Origin of the sequence: Terriglobus aquaticus (assembly GCF_025685415.1) — a bacterium.
Taxonomy (GTDB): Bacteria; Acidobacteriota; Terriglobia; order Terriglobales; family Acidobacteriaceae; genus Terriglobus; species Terriglobus aquaticus.
Genome location: NZ_JAGSYB010000001.1, coordinates 758,164 through 775,859, shown reverse-complemented (window position 1 = coordinate 775,859; position 17,696 = coordinate 758,164). Strand labels below are relative to the sequence as shown.

The 17,696-nt window shown below is 60.4% G+C and carries 15 protein-coding genes; 7 read left to right on the top strand and 8 right to left on the bottom strand.

The features are described from left to right. Nucleotides 1-42: 42 nt before the first annotated feature. The 4 genes from OHL12_RS03425 to OHL12_RS03410 all read right to left on the bottom strand — a co-directional run bounded on the left by OHL12_RS03425 (nucleotide 43) and on the right by OHL12_RS03410 (nucleotide 5,395). Nucleotides 43-753 (bottom strand): L-ribulose-5-phosphate 4-epimerase, encoded by a 711-nt coding sequence (locus OHL12_RS03425; RefSeq protein ID WP_317889795.1) that lies wholly within the window; start codon nucleotides 751-753, stop codon nucleotides 43-45. Between the two features lie 9 nt (nucleotides 754-762). Continuing rightward, nucleotides 763-2,346 (bottom strand): ribulokinase, encoded by a 1,584-nt coding sequence (locus OHL12_RS03420; RefSeq protein ID WP_263412437.1) that lies wholly within the window; start codon nucleotides 2,344-2,346, stop codon nucleotides 763-765. A gap of 5 nt (nucleotides 2,347-2,351) precedes the next feature. Further along, nucleotides 2,352-3,836 (bottom strand): L-arabinose isomerase, encoded by a 1,485-nt coding sequence (araA, locus tag OHL12_RS03415; RefSeq protein ID WP_263412436.1) that lies wholly within the window; start codon nucleotides 3,834-3,836, stop codon nucleotides 2,352-2,354. A 338-nt stretch (nucleotides 3,837-4,174) separates the two neighbouring features. After that, nucleotides 4,175-5,395: a hypothetical protein gene (locus tag OHL12_RS03410; RefSeq protein WP_263412435.1), complete on the bottom strand. Its 1,221-nt coding sequence runs from the start codon at nucleotides 5,393-5,395 to the stop codon at nucleotides 4,175-4,177. A 241-nt stretch (nucleotides 5,396-5,636) separates the two neighbouring features. Between OHL12_RS03410 and OHL12_RS03405 the strand changes: the two genes are divergently transcribed. The 3 genes from OHL12_RS03405 (at nucleotide 5,637) to OHL12_RS03395 (ending at nucleotide 11,937) form a co-directional block, all read left to right on the top strand. Continuing rightward, entirely contained in the window at nucleotides 5,637-6,848 is a 1,212-nt protein-coding gene (locus OHL12_RS03405) for an alginate lyase family protein (protein WP_263412434.1), read from the top strand. Nucleotides 6,849-7,283: 435 nt separating this feature from the next. After that, the gene (locus OHL12_RS03400) at nucleotides 7,284-10,772 is read left to right on the top strand and encodes a TonB-dependent receptor (RefSeq protein WP_263412433.1); all 3,489 of its coding nucleotides are present in this window, start codon (nucleotides 7,284-7,286) and stop codon (nucleotides 10,770-10,772) included. Between the two features lie 217 nt (nucleotides 10,773-10,989). Further along, on the top strand, nucleotides 10,990-11,937 hold the full coding sequence (locus tag OHL12_RS03395) for an alginate lyase family protein (protein ID WP_263412432.1): 948 nt from the start codon (nucleotides 10,990-10,992) through the stop codon (nucleotides 11,935-11,937). 294 nt (nucleotides 11,938-12,231) lie between these two features. Here the strand turns inward: OHL12_RS03395 and OHL12_RS03390 are convergent, their stop codons facing one another. Next, nucleotides 12,232-12,666, bottom strand: a complete 435-nt coding sequence (locus OHL12_RS03390) for a hypothetical protein (RefSeq protein WP_263412431.1) — start codon at nucleotides 12,664-12,666, stop codon at nucleotides 12,232-12,234. Between OHL12_RS03390 and OHL12_RS17370 the strand changes: the two genes are divergently transcribed. After that, a complete protein-coding gene (locus tag OHL12_RS17370) occupies nucleotides 12,610-12,846 on the top strand; it encodes an ATP-binding protein (RefSeq protein WP_399260544.1) in 237 nt (78 codons plus the stop codon). The genes OHL12_RS03390 and OHL12_RS17370 overlap by 57 nt on opposite strands. 111 nt (nucleotides 12,847-12,957) lie before the next feature. On the opposite strand, the gene OHL12_RS03385 is transcribed toward OHL12_RS17370, so the two are convergent. The 3 genes from OHL12_RS03385 to OHL12_RS17365 form a co-directional block, all read right to left on the bottom strand. Continuing rightward, nucleotides 12,958-14,343 carry a pyridoxal phosphate-dependent decarboxylase family protein gene (locus tag OHL12_RS03385; RefSeq protein ID WP_263412430.1) on the bottom strand — a complete coding sequence of 462 codons (1,386 nt, stop codon included), beginning with the start codon at nucleotides 14,341-14,343 and terminating at the stop codon, nucleotides 12,958-12,960. Beyond that, the gene (locus OHL12_RS03380) at nucleotides 14,343-14,933 is read right to left on the bottom strand and encodes an alkylmercury lyase family protein (protein ID WP_263412429.1); all 591 of its coding nucleotides are present in this window, start codon (nucleotides 14,931-14,933) and stop codon (nucleotides 14,343-14,345) included. Before OHL12_RS03380 ends, OHL12_RS03385 begins: the two co-directional genes overlap by 1 nt. 127 nt (nucleotides 14,934-15,060) lie before the next feature. Then, nucleotides 15,061-15,591, bottom strand: coding sequence for a CGNR zinc finger domain-containing protein (locus OHL12_RS17365; RefSeq protein ID WP_344688095.1), 531 nt, complete (start codon nucleotides 15,589-15,591; stop codon nucleotides 15,061-15,063). A gap of 127 nt (nucleotides 15,592-15,718) precedes the next feature. Between OHL12_RS17365 and OHL12_RS03370 the strand changes: the two genes are divergently transcribed. From OHL12_RS03370 to OHL12_RS03360, 3 genes are read left to right on the top strand one after another with little or no spacing between them, the layout of a single operon-like run. Then, nucleotides 15,719-16,699 (top strand): zinc-dependent alcohol dehydrogenase family protein, encoded by a 981-nt coding sequence (locus OHL12_RS03370; RefSeq protein ID WP_263412427.1) that lies wholly within the window; start codon nucleotides 15,719-15,721, stop codon nucleotides 16,697-16,699. 24 nt (nucleotides 16,700-16,723) lie between these two features. Then, a complete protein-coding gene (locus tag OHL12_RS03365) occupies nucleotides 16,724-17,356 on the top strand; it encodes an NAD(P)H-dependent oxidoreductase (RefSeq protein WP_263412426.1) in 633 nt (210 codons plus the stop codon). A 25-nt stretch (nucleotides 17,357-17,381) separates the two neighbouring features. Further along, nucleotides 17,382-17,678, top strand: a complete 297-nt coding sequence (locus OHL12_RS03360; protein WP_263412425.1) for a putative quinol monooxygenase — start codon at nucleotides 17,382-17,384, stop codon at nucleotides 17,676-17,678. Nucleotides 17,679-17,696: the final 18 nt, after the last annotated feature.

Below are 17,696 nucleotides of genomic sequence, written 5' to 3'. Positions count from 1 at the left end.
CGCTCTCATTTGTTTGGGTCGACGAATGCTTCCCGGCAGCCTCTACTTGGTGCGCTGACCGTACGTCGCGGATGCCCCGTGCTTGCGGAAATAGTGGCGATCCAGCAAGGCCTGCGACACGCCTTCGCAGTTTGCCCGCAGCAGCGTTGTGCGAAATGCCATGCGCGCGACGGCCTCCAGCACCACAGCATTGTGCGCAGCATCATGCGCGTCTTTGCCCCACACAAACGGCGCATGCCCTGCCACGAGGCACGCGGGGATTGCCAGCGGATCGACCTCGCGGCCGGGCTGCCGAAAACGCTCCACAATCGCCGCCCCGGTCTCATGAACATAACGGCCCTGAATGGCTTCATCTTTCAGCGGTTCGGTGACCGGGACAGGACCATAGAAGTAGTCCGCATGCGTGGTGCCGTAGGCCGGAATGGGCAGGCCAGCCTGGGCGAAGCTGGTCGCATACTCCGAATGGGTATGAACGACTGCGCCGATCCCGGTGAACTCGCGGTACAGCAGCGTGTGTGTATCCAGATCAGAGGACGGCCGAAGTTCGCCGTCCACAATGTTGCCCTCGAGATCGGTAACAACCATGTGCTCGGGCTTCAGCTTGTCATAGTCCACGCCCGAGGGCTTGATCACAACTAAGCCCTGGTCGCGATCCACGCCGGACGCATTGCCGAAAGTATAAAGCACCAGCCCTCGCTTGACCAGCTCCAGGTTGGCCTCGAGCACCTCTTCCCGCAAACGCTGCAGCAGCATCGATCTCTCCTACGCATGCTCGCGTGCTTGTGCCGCGAGATTCCTAAGCTCCCGAAGAACGTGGCCTAGCGGGACTGCGTCCGCTGTCGAATCACCCAGCCCGAAGTAGACCGAGCGGAACAGATGGTAGAGCCTCTCATAGCGCGCAGCCGCAACCGGTTCCGGGGTGAAGGTGCGGGTGTCGGGACACATCTTCTGCTGCGCCTCTTCGATGGACCCGAAGGCGCCGGCTGCAAGCAGAGCAAAGATGCCTGACCCGATACTGGTGGGCGGCGTTTGCGGCACCAGCACCGGCTTGTTGAAGACGTTCGCATACACTTGGTTCAGTACCGCATTCTGCTGCGGGATACCTCCCGCATTGATCACTCGCTCCGTTGGCACGCCGTGCTCTGCCATGCGCTCCAGGATGATCCGGGTGTGCAGGGCGGTTCCCTCGATTGCGGCAAACAACTCGTCCTGGGCGGTGTGCAGCAGGTTCCAGCCGAGCGTAACACCGCCCAGTTCGCTCTTCACCAGAACGGTGCGGTCGCCGTTATCCCATGGCAGACGCAGAAGGCCGGTCTGCCCAGCGGCGTAGGCATCCAGACCTTGCGACAGCGACTTCACGTCGCGGCCGGCACGCTTGGCGATGGCGTCAAAGATGTCCCCAACGGCAGAAAGTCCTGCTTCAACCCCCGTGAAGGACGGATGCACTGAGCCCGGCACCACACCACACACGCCGGGCACAAGCTGGGTGGTCCGTGTCATCGCGATGATGCAAGTGGACGTACCAACCACGTTGACCACGTCGCCTTCGCGGCAACCAGCACCGATTGCGTCCCAGTGCGCGTCGAAGGCGCCGACTGGAATCGGGATACCCGCACGCAAGCCGAGCTTGCCCGCCCACGCCTCCGACAAGTGCCCCGCCAGGTGATCGCTGGTCAGTACATCACCCGACATCTTTTCGCGGATGCCGTCGAACAGAGGATCAAGCGACGATAGGAACTGCTGGGAAGGGTAGCCGTCCCACTTCGGATTCCACATCCACTTGTGGCCCATGGCACATGCGGAACGCTTCACCTGCTTCGGATGGGTGATGCCGGCAAGGGTAGCGGCCACCATGTCGCAGTGCTCGAACGCGCTTGCGAATCGATCTCGCTCTTGCGGGTTATGGCGCAACCAGTGCAGCAGTTTGGCCCAACCCCACTCATGCGAATAAACGCCCCCGCACCAGTCGATCGCTTCCACTTGCTGTACGTGGGCGGCGGCGGTAATCTGCTGCGCCTCCTTCAGCGCGCGGTGATCACACCACAAGTAGTAGTCGTCCAGCGGCTGCATCGTTGCATCGACCGGGATCACCGAGGATCCCGTCGTGTCCAGAGCAATGGCTGCGATCTCTTCGCCTGCAACTCCCGTATCCGCAAGCACCTGCTTAACGGCCTTGACCAATGCACCCATCTGGTCTTCATGCGACTGGGTTGCGTAATCCGGGTCGTCACGCCGCCGCTGCAGAGGATAGGAAGCCAGCGCCATGCCAAGCCGGCCGCGTTCGCTATCCAGCAGAGTCACCCGCGTGCTGAGCGTTCCAAAATCAACGCCGGCAACGATCGCCACAGTACCTACTTTCCGATGCGGTACGCCGCATCACTCCAGAGAAGTTCACGCCTCAACTCGTGCAATCTGGTCTCGTCATCGATGCGGACGAGCTCGATCCCAGCGATCTCCGCGAAGTCCTCCATATGCTGCATGGTCAGCGCTTGAGAAAACCCGGTGTGGTGCGCACCACCGGCGTAGATCCATGCGGCGGCAGCGACCTTCAGGTTCGGTTTCGCATGCCACAGCGTCCGTGCGACCGGAAGCTTGGGGAACGCTTGTTCGGGTGTAACCACGTCGACTTCATTGACGATCATGCGGAAGCGATTGCCCATGTCCACCACGCTGGCAACGATGGCCGCACCTGCAGGCGATGTGAATACAAGCCGCACCGGATCCGACTTTCCGCCGATGCCCAATGGATGAACCTCCAACGACGGCCGGTCTGCCGCAATTGTGGGACAGATCTCCAGCATGTGCGATCCCAGCACCTTCGCCCGTCCCGCAAGATCGTACGTGTAATCCTCCATGAAGCTGGTGCCGCCCGGCAGCCCCTGTGCCATTACCTTCATCACGCGAACGAGCGCGGCAGTCTTCCAGTCGCCTTCGCCGCCGAAACCAAACCCATCTGCCATCAGCCTTTGGGTTGCGATGCCTGGTAGCTGCCCCATACCGTGCAGGTCTTCAAAGGTGTCGGTGAAGGCGCCAAAGCCTCCCTCGGTGAGGAAGGCGCGCAGGCCCAATTCGATTCGCGCCGCGACGGCAAGGGCGTCTGGCTTGTCGTGTTCCTTCGCGATGGAGTAGCTGTCCCGATACTCCTGCACGAGCGTCTCTACTTCGCGGTCCGCGACCTGCGCCATGCGGTCCGTCAGATCACCAATGCCGTAACCGGAAACGGTGTAGCCGAACACCTTCTGTGCTTCAACCTTGTCCCCTTCCGTCACCGCGACATTCCGCATATTGTCGCCAAAGCGCGCAACCTTCAGCGTCTGCGACTCGCCCCAGCCCAGAGCCGCTCGGGTCCATGTGCCTATCTCGTCAATGGTGTCGCCGTCTTCCCAATACCCCACCACCACCTTTCGCGGCAGACGCAGCCGCGCCGTCAGGAAGCCAAACTCGCGGTCGCCGTGCGCCGCCTGGTTCAGGTTCATGAAGTCCATGTCGATGGTGGCGTACGGCAGTTCGCGGTTGAACTGGGTGTGGAGGTGAAGGAATGGCTTGCGCAACGCGGTCAGACCGGCAATCCACATCTTTGCCGGCGAGAACGTGTGCATCCACAGCACAAGACCAATGCAGGTCTCCGCGTTATTCGCCTCGCGACACAACTGCAAAATCTGATCGGCTGTGGTCAGCACCGGCTTGAACACGACGCGGGCGGGAATCTCTGATCGCGCATCGAGCGAAGCCGCAATAGCCTGCGAATGTTCAGCAACCTGACCCAACGGGCCAGGGCCGTACAAGTGCTGACTGCCCGTACAAAACCAAAGTTCCTTCTGCGCTGCTGAGGTCATGCCAAATCCTGACTAAACGAGTAGAGGGATGAGTACGATTCCGATCTGGAGGATCAAGTCGAAACGTTTCCCAGCATTGGAACATGAACGGACCGGCATCCGCCACAAGCCCGAGGCACCCATAGAACTGACTCGAGTCAAGGGGCCGGCCATTCGAACTGTATACATCGACGACCGACCGCTCGCCCACTCTACGCTGGAGTGAGGCCCACAGGTGCTTCCGTAAAGCACGCGCTTCCAGGTCACACCGATGTAGTTGGCAAGACCTCCGCTCGGACACTAGAAGGAGTGAGGTGATGAGGCCGTACGGCTTCGCGGCAGCTTCTAAGGCCCAGTGCCTACCAAGACCGTACAGAGATCAGGGTAGGAGCTCCTGTCTTGCCCTGGATTACCTGGACACGGAGCACAGCCTCGAAGTTGGCGCGATCAAAGCTCTTTCCTACCTGCCGCTCAAGATCTCCCATGCGGCGCTCGTCCGTTAGAAACTGCGCAGCAGCTTCCGAACCGTTGCGCCCGATGCCCGCGATGAGCGCGACCATGTTGCCCGTGGTAGTGTCGCGGTAGCGGCCAATCAGGGCGTAGTCGTCGGACGAGTTGTAGGGCTGGTTTCGATCCCGCTGCCAGACCTGTGCCTGACGCGCGGAATCTTGAATCGCGGGTGCCGCTGCTGGAGTCAGCCGCAACGGCAACGCGCTTGTGAGCCGCTTCGTCCATTGATTGTTGTAGCCGCCGATCAGGATCAACGGCCGATCCCGAAGATCGTTGAGGGTGGTGCCGTTGGCAGCCTTCACGTCCACGCTGCTGCCCTCGCGCTGCAACTGGCTGCTGACCCGTGTCATGGCCGACGCGATCTGAATCGACACAAAGGGATAGTCCACATCAGAGGTCGCCGTCTCGGTCCCCGAGTAGAGGTTGTCAGAGAAGATATTGCCGCCGACGATGAGCAAGGGCTTCTGGCTGTCTCGGGCAAACGGCTGCCAGAAGCGGTCGACCGCCGATCCGCCGATCGGGTGCATTCGGTACCACGCGAAAGCTGCAGATCCGCAGACGGCCAACGCGACCGCAACCGTGATGAGGATTGACGATAAGCGAGAAATCCTGTGAGCGGCAGTGGTCTCATATGCCGCTGATTGCTCCGGCTCCAACTGAACTAGAGGCGAACTTTCCTGAGGCGCAGTGGGTGCTGCTGGCTTGCTGTCTATGGCTGGGTGAAGAGCTGGAACATGTTGCACCGCGTGCTCTTCTTCGGCGGACATGTCACGTAGGAATTCAGGTACGTAGGAGCCGACCGGCAGTGCGATCTGGATCGGACGCTCTTCGCTCTGCAAGTAGAAGGTGTTTAGACGGCGCCGCACCTCGCTTGCCGTGAAGCGAACCACGGTGTCATTCGTCGTGTCGTAGGTTGCGGGTCGCCCGAACACTTCGACACCCAGCGTGCGTTCCTTGATGTGGTCTACGTCGCCTGCGAGTGTGTGCTCGACCAGGTAGCGCAGCAGGCTGGGATACCGTTTGCTGTTCGCAAACTGCGGATGCGCAAGCACCGCCTGCAGCTCCGCCATGACGATCGCCCGATCTTCCTCTGTGATCGGTTTCCAGGTCGTCCAATGGCGCTGCGTCGTGACCACCGAGGCATCATAGCGGAACGCGAGGACGTTTGTAACGTCGGCCCAAACAGCTGATTTCCTCAGAAAACATGAATACGGCGCACTAACGGTTTCACACTGGCGATAGTGCGTCGGAACGAGTAAAGCTTAGCTTGGCGGAGCCGTTGCAGGCGTCCGCCTGTCGAAAGGAGACGTTGTGAAGGCGCAAGGCACACATTCCCGACGCGACATGCTGAAGCGATCCGGCCTGGCCGCTGCGGGCGTGGGCACAACGCGTCTTCCGGGTTGGGTCGCGGCGATCCCCAGCCTGCCTGATCCGAAGCAATTCGTTGCGAATGTCGATCGCGCGCGCATTCTGAAGGCTGCGGAATCTGCCTTGGTTGAGAAGCCGCTGACGGTGGTGGATGTGCCCTCAGCCAAAAGCCCCGGAGGCCGGCATGACTACTTTTCGCAAGCTGACTATTTCTGGCCCAACCCCGCGAACCCGAGCGGTCCCTACATCAATCGGGACGGCCAGAGCAATCCTGACAACTTCGATGGCCACCGCCACGTCATGGTTCGGCTCTCGCTGCTGGTACCACAACTGACCGCGGCCTGGATGCTGACGGGAAAGGCAGCTTACGCGGATGCGGCGAGAGCTCACCTCCGTGCCTGGTTTGTAACGCCAGATACGCGCATGAACCCAAACCTTGAATATTCGCAAGGTGTGGTCGGGGTCTCGACCGGACGCAGCTACGGCATCATCGATACTCTGCACCTGGTTGAAGTCGCACGATCCGCCGTTTTGCTGCAGTCCAACATGCCGGACGCAGAATGGGTAGGCGTAACGACCTGGTTTCGGGAGTACCTGAAGTGGATGGACACGAGCCAGAAAGGCGTGACGGAGCGCGACGCCAAGAACAACCATGCGACCTGCTGGGCTTTGCAGGCAGCGGAGTTTGCCCGTGTGAACCGGGACGAGGGCATCCGCGACCGCATCCGCCAGTGGTACATGGACAAGCTGCTGACGACGCAGATGGCTCCGGATGGCTCCTTCCCTCTGGAACTTGCCCGGACAAAACCGTACAGCTACTCGATCTTCAACTTTGACGTGACGGTGTGTCTGGCGCAATCGCTGACCGTTCCGGGGCGTAACGTGGTGCAGGCTAGCCTGCCGGACGGCCGCGGTGCCTGCCGGGCAGCCGCGTGGCTCTACCCTTACTTGCGGGATAAGAGCTCCTGGCCGTACGCCCATGACGTGCAACACTTCGACGCGCTGCCGGTGCGATCACCGGGTCTGCTGTTTACGGGCTTGGCCTGCAACCGGCCGGACTACCTGGACACATGGAAGCGACTGAATCCCGACCCGAGTGATCGTGAAGTGATCCGCAACTACCCGGTCCGGCAGCCGCTGCTGTGGGTCAGCTAGCGTCCTGATCCGACCAGGCTGCGGAGGTGGAGGCTGCGTTGCTGCGGTCGCTCGCTCCACCTAGGAGAAGGGTAGGATCTCGCCTGCCACATGCTCGGGCATCGCTCGGGTGGTCTGTCCGGAACTCAGCAATTTGCGTCTTGCTCTTAGCGAACTCCCGTACCGCCGCCTCGGTGAGAGCACTCCGGCAACCGATTGACCTGAAGCCCGGTCACGCTTGGATGAAGCTAAGCCGCTGATCCGAATGGGTTTGGCAAAGATTCAAACGGGATCAATTCAGTGTCAAACGGTGAGTAACTTGTCACTGTTCTTCCTCCACACGCATTGTGACGTGGCGTTGAACAAAGCCCGCCTACCAGGCAGACGCGGGAGGGGCCAAGCACCCCTCCTGCTGGCATGCGAGCTCCGAAATCCGCACCACATCTTGGAGGCAGTATGAGCACTCAAATCAATTCCTATCGGCGCAGCCGCAATGGCCTGCTCGCGGCCAGTCTGGCAGTTGCCGCTCTGCAGGTGGTTCCGACCCTGCAGCCCAGCCTCATGGCACAGAACACCAACGGAACCGTCCGCGGTCAGGTGCTCGATCCATCCGGTGCCTTGGTGCCGAACGCCAACGTCACCATCACCAATAACGACACCAACGTTGTCGTGTTTCGTGGTCAGACGGACAGTGCCGGTACCTTCAACGCTCCCTCGGTCCTCCCGGGCAGCTATAAGGTCACCGTCACCGCATCCGGTCTGAAGACGACGACGATCAATAATGTGATCGCCACCGTCTCCCAGGTGACGGCGGTAAACGTGACCCTGGAGCTGGGCGCCAGCGATGAGGTGGTCACCGTTACAGCAAAAGGAGAGCAGCTCGACCGAACGACGTCGAACGTCTCAACCTTGATCTCGCCATCTGAGGTGCAGAACCTTCCGCTGGCCAATCGGAATACCGAGAACCTTCTCGCTTTTGTCCCTGGCGTCGCGACCGGCGGAAACCCGACCACGGTCAATACCGCCCAGCTTTCGATCAATGGCAGCCGCACCTTGAACACAGAGGTCCTGCTAAACGGCGTCTCGACCATCGTCGCCTCCACGGGGCAGCCTCAGACGCTTCCCTCTCCGGACGGTGTCGACGAACTCCGCTTCTTGACGACGAACGCGCCTGCCGAGTACGGCCGCACGAGCGGCGCCGTCCTTTCGGCCAACACGCGCTCGGGCACGAACGTCTTTCACGGCGCGGTGTACTCGCTGGTGCGCAACGAGGCGTTGAACGCGAACACCTACTTCAACAAGCTGAACCTTCAGTCAGACGGTACACCGATCCCAAGGCCGCGCAACCGCTTCTTCCAATTCGGCGGTTCGCTGGGCGGCCCGGTGTGGATCCCCAAGGTCTTTAATGGCCGGGACAAGCTGTTCTTCTTCGTCAACTATGACCGGCAGATCCAGCGCGCTACCACGACGACCACGCTGACCGTACCCGATGCGGCGAAACGTGCCGGCGACTTCTCGGCTTCGACGGTGCCGATCTACGTACCCGGTTCCGCCACCGCACCGGGAACAAACACGCCCCGCTACGCTGGCAACCGGATCACCACCGGTCTGGATCCAGCGGCCGTCCGCATCTTGGCGCTCATGCCCTTACCCAACGTGGCGGGAACACCAGACCCTGTGAACGGCCGCAACACCAACAACTATGTGCAGCAGGACACGACCTCGCCGGACCAGCTTCGCCTGGTGGGCCGCGTCGACTACGCAGCCACCGAGAAGGATCGCCTCAGCTTCAACGTGTATCGGTACCGGAACACCTCGCCGAACCCGGTGGTCTATCAGGTGCCGCTGCTCAACACCAACTTCGATTGCTCATGCTCGAGCGCATGGATCGGCTCCATTCAGCACACGCGCGCGTGGACCAGCACGCTGGTGACTGACCTGAACATGGGCTTCTTCCGCAATGACGTGCGTCGCAATCCGCCGGGTGCGGGTCTGGGCGCCAGCCAGCAACTCGGCATTGCCAGCCTTCCGCTGGATGAGACGCCTCAGATCACCATCACCGGCTACAACAACATCGGTGCCGACACCAACACGAATCAGATCAACATCACGAACACGTTCAGCCCGTACCTCACCGTCACCAAGACGCTGGGCGAGCATACCTTCCGCTTCGGCGCATCCCTGCGCAAGAACCAGTTCAACAGCTATAACCCTTCCGGCAGCCCCAACGGCTCCATCAACTTCAACGGGACGCAGACGAATCATGGTGCGGGCGGTAATCCGACGACGGGACTCGCCGACTTCCTGACTGGCAAGATCAGCACAGCGAATTACCAATTGCCGCAGCCGCCCACCGGCCGCCGCAACTGGAACCTGGGCTTCTTCATGCAGGATGACTGGAAGGTCACACCGCGCTTTACCGTGAATGCCGGCCTGCGTTACGAGTACGAAGCTCCTGTCAAAATTGCCAACAATGTGTACTCCCGCTTCGATCCGGCGACGGGCCTGCTGCTGCGTGCCGGCGTCAATGCATCCGAATCGCTGAACGTGCAGACGGCCAAGGTGGACCTGTCGCCCCGCGTCGGATTTGCCTTCAGCGTGGATCAAAAGACTGTCATCCGCGGCGCCTTTGGCACGTTCTATGGAACGATCTTCCAGAACCTTGGCGGCCAGATCGCTTTCCCGGGCTATGACCAGACGCAGACCTCGAATGCGCTGGGAACAGCGAGGCCTCAGGCCTTCAGCCTAAGCCAGGGATTGCCGCTCACGCTTTCTCCTGACCTGACGGCTTCCTTTGCGGCGATCCCCTCGCCTACTGACACGACACGCGCCAGTAATCCCTACACCGTCAGCGGCCTCAGCTTCGACAAGCTCTCGCCCATGCCGCTGGTGCAGCAATGGAACCTGGGCTTCCAGCGGCAGCTGCCTTTGGCCGTCACGCTCGAAGTGAACTACGTTGGCAACCACTCGCTCCATCTGCCGTACAACATCCCGGTCAACCTTGTCCCGTTTGCGCAGGCAAACGCGGTCACTCAGGCGAACACGACGCAGGCCACACAACTCGTCAAGCCCTTCCCGGCATTACAGACATTCAGTGTCGTGCGACACGTGGGCATGTCGAATTACAACTCCTTGCAGGTGAATGCTCGCCGGCAGTTCAACGCGCGCCTCAAGATCCTCTCCAGCTATACGTACGCCAAGGCGCTGGACGATGGCTCCACCATTTACAACTTCTCCGCGCCGAACGGCACTGCAAACGCGCAGTACACCGGCATCGACAGCCTCCGGAAGCAGGACTACGCAGTCAGCAATATCGACATCAAGCACCGCGCTAACATCGCACTGCAATACACGACAGGCGGACCGAAGTGGCTGCGCGGCCTGAACATCTCGCCTGCCTTTGTCGGGCAAACGGGCCTGCCGGTCAACATCACGCAGAACAACGTCTATCCGAACGTCTCGCAACAGCGGCCGAACGGGCAGGTGAAAGACATCATCGTAAAGCCGTACTTTGATGGTGCTTCGTTGCGCTACTTCCGCAAGGTGGATAACACAGCCGTCGGTCCGCAGGCCTACCCGCTCACGCCCAGCGGTCCCATCTACGCCACGGTGAACGGCAACCGCACTCGGATTCTAGACTCGTCCTTGGGCACCATGCCACGCGATGCAGCGCGCTCGTTCGGCATCGTGCAGTTCGACGCCTCCGTGTCCAAGACAATTCCGCTGTACAAGGAACTGCAATTGCAGTTGCGCCTGGATGCGTTCAACGTGCTGAATCACACCAACTTCAATGCGCCCAACTCATCGCTGACCGCGGCTGCGGATCAGGTTTCCGGAACCAACACATTCGTTCCCGACTTCCGTGCGGGATCCAATGGATTTGGCCAGATCACCAGCGCGCAGAGTCCACGCAACCTGCAACTGCAAGGACGCTTCACGTTCTGACACGATGTCTGCGGGCCAGGGATCAACTATTCCTGACTTGCATTCGCTGTGCCTCCCTCCAGCGGAGAGGTTTCCTGCCTCTCCGCCTTCTTTTTCCGCAACTCCGGGGAGTCTGACCATGCTGAAACAGCGCGCTGCTGTTGCTGTTGCCTTCGCTATCGTTTGTGGATTTGCAAGCGCACAAAGCCCCATTCGCTCTCCGTGGAGCGGTCGTCCCGTGACCCTGACCGACGCAGCGGCTTCCTGTCCTGCGCTCCCGGCCGTAGGTCCCGATCTGATCATGGACGGCTTCTACCGCCTGGACGATCCGACGCACTCGATCGTCGACCCTGTCCGCATGAAGGCCTACACCGAAGCAGCAAAGCCGGCGAAGTCAGCAGCGCTGCAGATTGTGACGGAGGCAGATGAATATCGCGACACCGGCTCACGCGACGCCGCCCGATGCACGCTGGGCTATATCGCCTCTCTCGCGGCGCAGCATGCCATGACGGGCCGCATGTCTTCGGCGCAGTCGTATTACGTGCAGGGCTGGCTGGCCGGAGCGATCGCCGTCGCCTACCTGAAAGTGCGTGACTCCGGGCTGCAGACTTCTTCGCAGCAGCAGGTAATCATCCCTTGGCTAAGGACGCTAGGACAAGCTACACGCGACTGGTACGACCAGGCCGCTCAACGGAAGACGCAGGGGAATAATCACCTGTACTGGGCCGGAATGGAGTTGGCCGCTATCGCCGCTGCAACGAACGAGCCGAACGATCTGGAATGGGCCTACGCAGCATATCGGAACGGCATTGCACAGATTCAGCCAGACGGCACATTGCCGCTTGAGATGGCCCGCGGCAGCAAGGCTTTGCACTATCACCTGTATGCGCTTGCTCCCCTGGTGATGATCGGGGAGTTCGGCCAGGCAAACGGCACAGATCTCTTTGCCGAACGAGACGGAGCTCTACGAAAGCTCGCAGCTGCAACCATCGCGCAAACACAAGATCCCTCTCTCTTCCAAAGGCGGACCGGCGTCGCCCAAGAAAACGCTCACCCACTTAGCGGTGACCAGATCGGCTGGGCTCCACCAGTCGCGGCGCGCTTCCAACTTCCCGGGCTAACAACGCTCATCGCCCAAGCCCCTTCGCTGCGTGTCTTCTACCTAGGAGGAGAGCCACCGAGGTAGGGAATAGTGGTACGGCTGTCCGAAAAGGTTCCGATCCTAAGCCAGATGCAGCGCTTCCCTGCTCTGACGACAAGACGAGCCGCTACATCGAGCTACGGTAAGCCTCATCTGCCCGGTACCATGCATCCCGCACCTGCTCGGTCACCCGCAGGTGTACCTGCTCTACGTCGCGCTGCCGTGCTGTCGATTCCAGTTCGGCTTCCGCGCGCCGGGCGGCAAAAAGATTTCCGTGAAGAGAGATATGTTCAAGTTGAAGCCTGCAGCGGCGTAGTTGTCGTGCAGCGTGTGATCCCGCTATGGAATCTGGCGGGCTGTGCGCAGGCCATTGAGCGTGGGATACTTCAGGCGCTTTTCCGCAAGGGCGAGCTCCTGTGCCGCTTGCTGCTGTGCCTGTGCCGCCGCCAGATCTGCACGTTGCGCCTGGGCCTGTTGCTGCAAGGCATCGGGCGAACCTGGCCTTGCATCGCCGCTGCCGGACGGCTCAACGAGCGACTCCATGATTGGCCTCTGCGATCCGACCGCGGTGGCAAGCCGTGCCCGATGCTGCGCAACGATGCTCTGCGCTCGTACCACGGCGAGGTCCGCTTCACTTTCCAGTACGCTGGCGAAATTTACATCCAGCGTGGAGCGCAGCTCGCTCTGAGCCAAGGCCGAAAGCTGGCGTGAGATCAGGTGGCGATTAGCTTGCGCCGCCTGCGCCGCGCGGAGGACAGCCTCCGCTCCCAGCACACCGTCTTTGATCGCTTCTACAGGGGAAGCGAGCAGCCACGAGAAAACGCCAGCGGAGCTGGCCTAGGCCTGGCCGTGTCGCGACTCGTTGTCGAGCGCTCGGGGGGCCGAATCTATTTCGACAAAAATACCTCTTCCGGCGCACGATGCGTGGTGCAGCTTCCTCTTGCCCGCGTTTAGCGTAAGGACCACAAGACGCGGATTGGTTCGACTGCGACTCCTGCAGGGTCAATACGAGCGACTCACGACAGATCGCAATGTCACTATCGATGACACACTTCATTCGACGGCTCAGGGCCGGATCCGGACTTCTAACCGCCTGATTGCTCTCATCAAAGTAATCAAGCGTTCTGCATGAAGCTCATGTGTACGCCAGGACGAGACGCTGATCCGAAATGCCGCCTTGCCGTTCCAGATCGACGCACCGAACCACGCTTCTCCCGATTCTTGCGCCGCCTTGACCACAGCCTTCGTCTCCTCATCATCAGCGGCACGTGCCAAGACCTGGTTGATGACGACGCGGTTTAGGACTGTGTAGCCCGCCTCAGTCAGACCCTCAGCGATTTGACGTGCGAGTAAGCAGTGACGCTCCACCATCTCGGCCACGCCTGTTTTGCCCAGACTGCGAAGCGCCGCCCACACCGGAATACCCCGTGCCCTGCGTGAGAACTCAAGCGTGAGATTCTTCTGTGCATAAGGGGACGCGGAGGAGTAGACAGCGTCGCTGTTCATGGCGCCTGCGAGAGCGTTCGGGTCTCTGCAGATAGACATGGCGCAGTCGTACGGAGTGTTGAGCCACTTGTGACCATCTGTCGTCCAACTATCCGCCTGCTCGATCCCACTAGTAAGGTGCGCATAGCTGGATGCACGGGCCCACAGCCCGAAGGCACCATCAACGTGGACCCAAGCTCCTGCAGCTTTGGCTCTGGGGATGATCTGCTGGAAGTCGTCGAACTCGCCGGTATTCACCTCGCCCGCCTGCAGGCAGAGGATGGTGCGATCGTTCAGCGCTGGCAACTTGCTCGGATCAAGTCTTCCATAGGCGTCGGCTGGAACAATGTGAACGCGCTTCATGCCAAAGCCCAGAATGCGGAGAGCTTTCTTGACGGTGATGTGGGCCGTTTCGCAGAGAACGACTTCGACCTCCGGTGCCCCGATCAAGCCCTCATCATCGATGTTCCACCCATGCCGCGCCAGGATAGATCGGCGCGCAGCCGCGATGCAGGCCAGCGTACAGGCGGTAGCGCTGGTCCCGAACCCGACGGCGCTTTCACGCGGCAGATCGAGAACCTCCAGAATCCAGTTCGCGGCGACTTTCTCGATCTTCGCGGCTACGGGTGATCCAAGGAAGAGTGACGCGCTCTGATCCCAGGACAGCATCAGCCGCTCCGCCGCTGCTGCTGCCGGCAGTGCTGCTCCAATGACAAATCCGAAGTATCGTGGATCGTTTGTGGCGACGGTCGCGGGCGAGCCTTTTTCGTCAAGCAGCGCCAATCCTTCAGCGGGATCTTTCCCGTGCTCTGGCAACGCCTCATCGAAAGCCGCAAGCCCTGCGAGGCTTTCGTCGCTCGGAAAGACGCGGCGATAACCAATCTGCCGAAGATAGTTCGCAGCGCGATCATCAGCGTTGCGTATCAACTGCACTTCCTGGGCGGGGTCGGCTAGAAGTGACGACATCAGTAGGTCCCTCTCCCCGGGATTTCCCAGAACGGGGACGTCAGACCGGACTCATTGAAGATCTCCCGCGCCTGTTCCACGGTCCATTTGCGCCAGGATGCTCGCGCGTAGGGTCCATACCAACGCCTTGCGAGAGCCGCCGTCCTCTCCAGAGTTACGGCTTCTCCGTATGTCTGGCCATGCCGCTCACACCACTGGTTGATGTCGTTGTGGCTGCGGAAGGGCAGCACGAGAGAGCAATGCTGATGAACGTTGGCCCATGCGCGACGGGGCGGGATCGAGAAGTGAACGAAGATGCCATCGGCATCTAGCGGAACACCGTTTCTGACTTCCACCACAATCTGCTCGATTTCCGCACCGATGCGCGTATGGATGCGCACCACGCCGCCTGCGAGTTGCGCAACGCCCAGGGCGCACCAAATACACGGCGCCCACCAGCCATGCAAACTGCCTTCGACATAATGCAGCGTTGGCGTCGTTGAGAACGGGTGCACGACCCACGGTTCCGTTGCGTGCGGATGCAAGACGAGGCCGTGCAGATCGGCCAGCGCGTTCAATCGCTTGGTCAACTCAAGGGCGGTGATCTGCAAGGACGATGCGATGCGATCCATGGACGGCAAATTACCTGCGGTCAAGAACTGCTGAATAAGCGCTGCATGCACATCCGCCAACTGCTGCGCTTCGACCGGCTCGTTTCCTAGCTTCATCTGCGCCCTTTCAGGCGTGGCGGGCCCGGTGAGCCGCCACGTTGTTCTTGTTTCCGCAGATCTCAAAAGAATGCCAGCGCTGCGTCCTGTTCCTGCTGCGGTCGAAGAAGGTCGCGGAGCATGCTCCATCCGAGCAATGCTTTACGCGATTCCACTGGCCCGCCTCGATCAAACCGGCAACGTCCCGGATAAGAACACTCAAGGCTGCGCCTTCGTGAACAGGCTGAAGGGCAATCTCCTGGTCGCCTCGAAAGGCGATGGTGTACAGCGAACGGGACGCGATTTCATTCAGCGCGTCCGCGGCCGCTCCTTCCCGCCATCCTGTGGCTACCAGATCCAGCAGGGCTTGCCTCAAGCGTCTGAGCTCTCCCAGGGCACGGGAGGAGATCACAGCCTGCTGACCGAAAGCGGGTGCCAAGAACCGGGAGGCTTCCTCCGCGTTGCGCAGTTGGTCTATGCCCTTCTCAAAGCCCACAGCACGCGAATTAAGGAAGGCCAGGACGCGCTCAATCGACTTGTTCAACTTCTCCGTCGATTCCATTCATTGTCCTTTCCAGACGATTCCAAATCTTTTCTGAATCTCTTTGTTGGTTGTTCGAATCTGCTCCTGATGTAATGCCTCTCTCTTATTAGATCATTACAGCCGCGATCGGCACAAGGAGAGTTCAATGCGTCGTTTACAACTCACAGCTTTTGGAGACGCTGCGAAGGTAGTCAGGCTGGACAGTGCACCGGCACCGTCGCTTGCCGCGGACGATCTGCTGGTGCAGATGGAATCGGCTCCGATGAACCGATCCGACTTCATGCTGGTGGAAGGCAAATATGGGGTGCGGCCCGAGTTCCCGTACAACGTCGGTTCGGAAGGTGTTGGCCGCGTAATCGGTACCGGCCACGCGGCAAGTGCTCTGGACGGAAAGCGGGTGCTGATTCTGCCAACGTACGAGCAAGGGACGTGGGCGGAACAGACCGTGGTTTCCAGCCGAAACGTGGTGGAGGTGAGCGAATCCGCCGACCCGGTTCAACTCGCCATGATCGGCATCAACCCGGCAACCGCGTACCTCCTTTTGAAGCAATACACGCACCTGATGCCAGGCGACTGGATTGGCCAGACCGCCGCAAACGCAGCCATGGGGCAATACATCGTGCAGTTGGCGAAGCTGGCTGGCCTGAAGACATTGAACGTGGTGCGGCGGCAAGAGGCTGCAGATGCCGTACGCGCCTTTGGGGGCGACGCAGTCGTGCTGCAGGGCGATGACCTCAAGCAGCAGATTGAGGCTGCCCTCGGTTCCGATCGCCTCAGCGTCGCCTTCGACACGCTCGGAGGCGAACCCATCGGAACGCTTCTGCAGTTTGTGCGCGATGGCGGTGTCGGTGTTGGGTACGGCTTGCAGACCGGCGTCTTCCCCAAGATCGACCCCGTGGATATGTACTTCCGCGGACTCAGCTTTCACGGCTTCTGGCTGATCAGGTGGCTTCGGAATGCTCCGCGAGCAGAGGTGCAGTGGACCTACCAGCATCTTGCGTCGCTCGTCGCGGAAGGCAAGCTCTTCGCCCAAGTTGAGCAGACGTACTCGCTCGAGCAATACCAGGAAGCTCTGGCGCATGCACAAACCGCAGAGCGCAGCGGCAAGATCCTGTTTCGTTTCTAAACTCAACCTTCTTTGGAGAAAAACATGTCCCTCATTCCTGCGCTGCAGAAGCGTTATGCAGTCAAGAAGTACAACCCTGCCGCGAGCATCTCGCCTGAACAGCTCGACATACTTCTGGAAGCGTTGCGGCTTGCGCCCACGTCGTTCAATCTGCAGCCCTTCCGTCTTCTACAGGTCACTGACCCTGTCGTTCGCGAGCGCATTCGAACGGAAGCTGCATTCAATCAGCCACAGGTTACGGAGGCTTCGCTGTTCTTCGTGCTGGCGGCCGAGACCGACGTTGACGAGCGGACCATTGCGCGTTCCATCGACCTGGCCGCTGCAGTGCGCAGTGTTCCTCGATCAGCTCTTGAGGCTCGCGAAAACCAGATCAAAGGGTTCATCATGAGCTTCGCTCCGGAGCAGCGCCTCATCTGGGCGCAGCGCCAGGCTTACATCGCATTGGGCGTGCTTGTGTCAGCGGCCGCAGAGGCTGGCATCGATGTCAGTCCCATGGAAGGTTTCGTGCCGGACAAGGTCGACGCGATCCTCGGTCTACCGGCAAGGCTCCTGCGCTCGACGGTGCTGGTAGCTGTGGGCGTTCACTCCAATGGCGATGAGCACGCGCATTTGGCGAAGGTTCGCAAACCGATCGAGCAGATCCACCAGAGCTTGTAAGCGAAACGACAGGAGAGGGAAAGCCATGCCTGAGAACAAAGTCATTCTGTTGGTAGAAGCCACGGTGAAGCCGGAGTATCGGGACCTGATTGTGGCGGCTGCAAACGAGAATCTACCGCTGACAATCGCCGAACCGGGCGTCGAAGTCTTCTACCAAACCGTTCGGCAGGACGATCCGAACCGGCTGGTGTTCTTCGAAGTGTTCCGTTCGGAAGCCGCCCATGACTTTCACATGCAGCAGGAGTACACGAAGAAAGTCTTCAAGGCACTCGAAGGACGGCTTGCTGCGCCGCCCACGATGACACGCCTGACCGAGCTGTAATACGGCAGAAGGAAGACG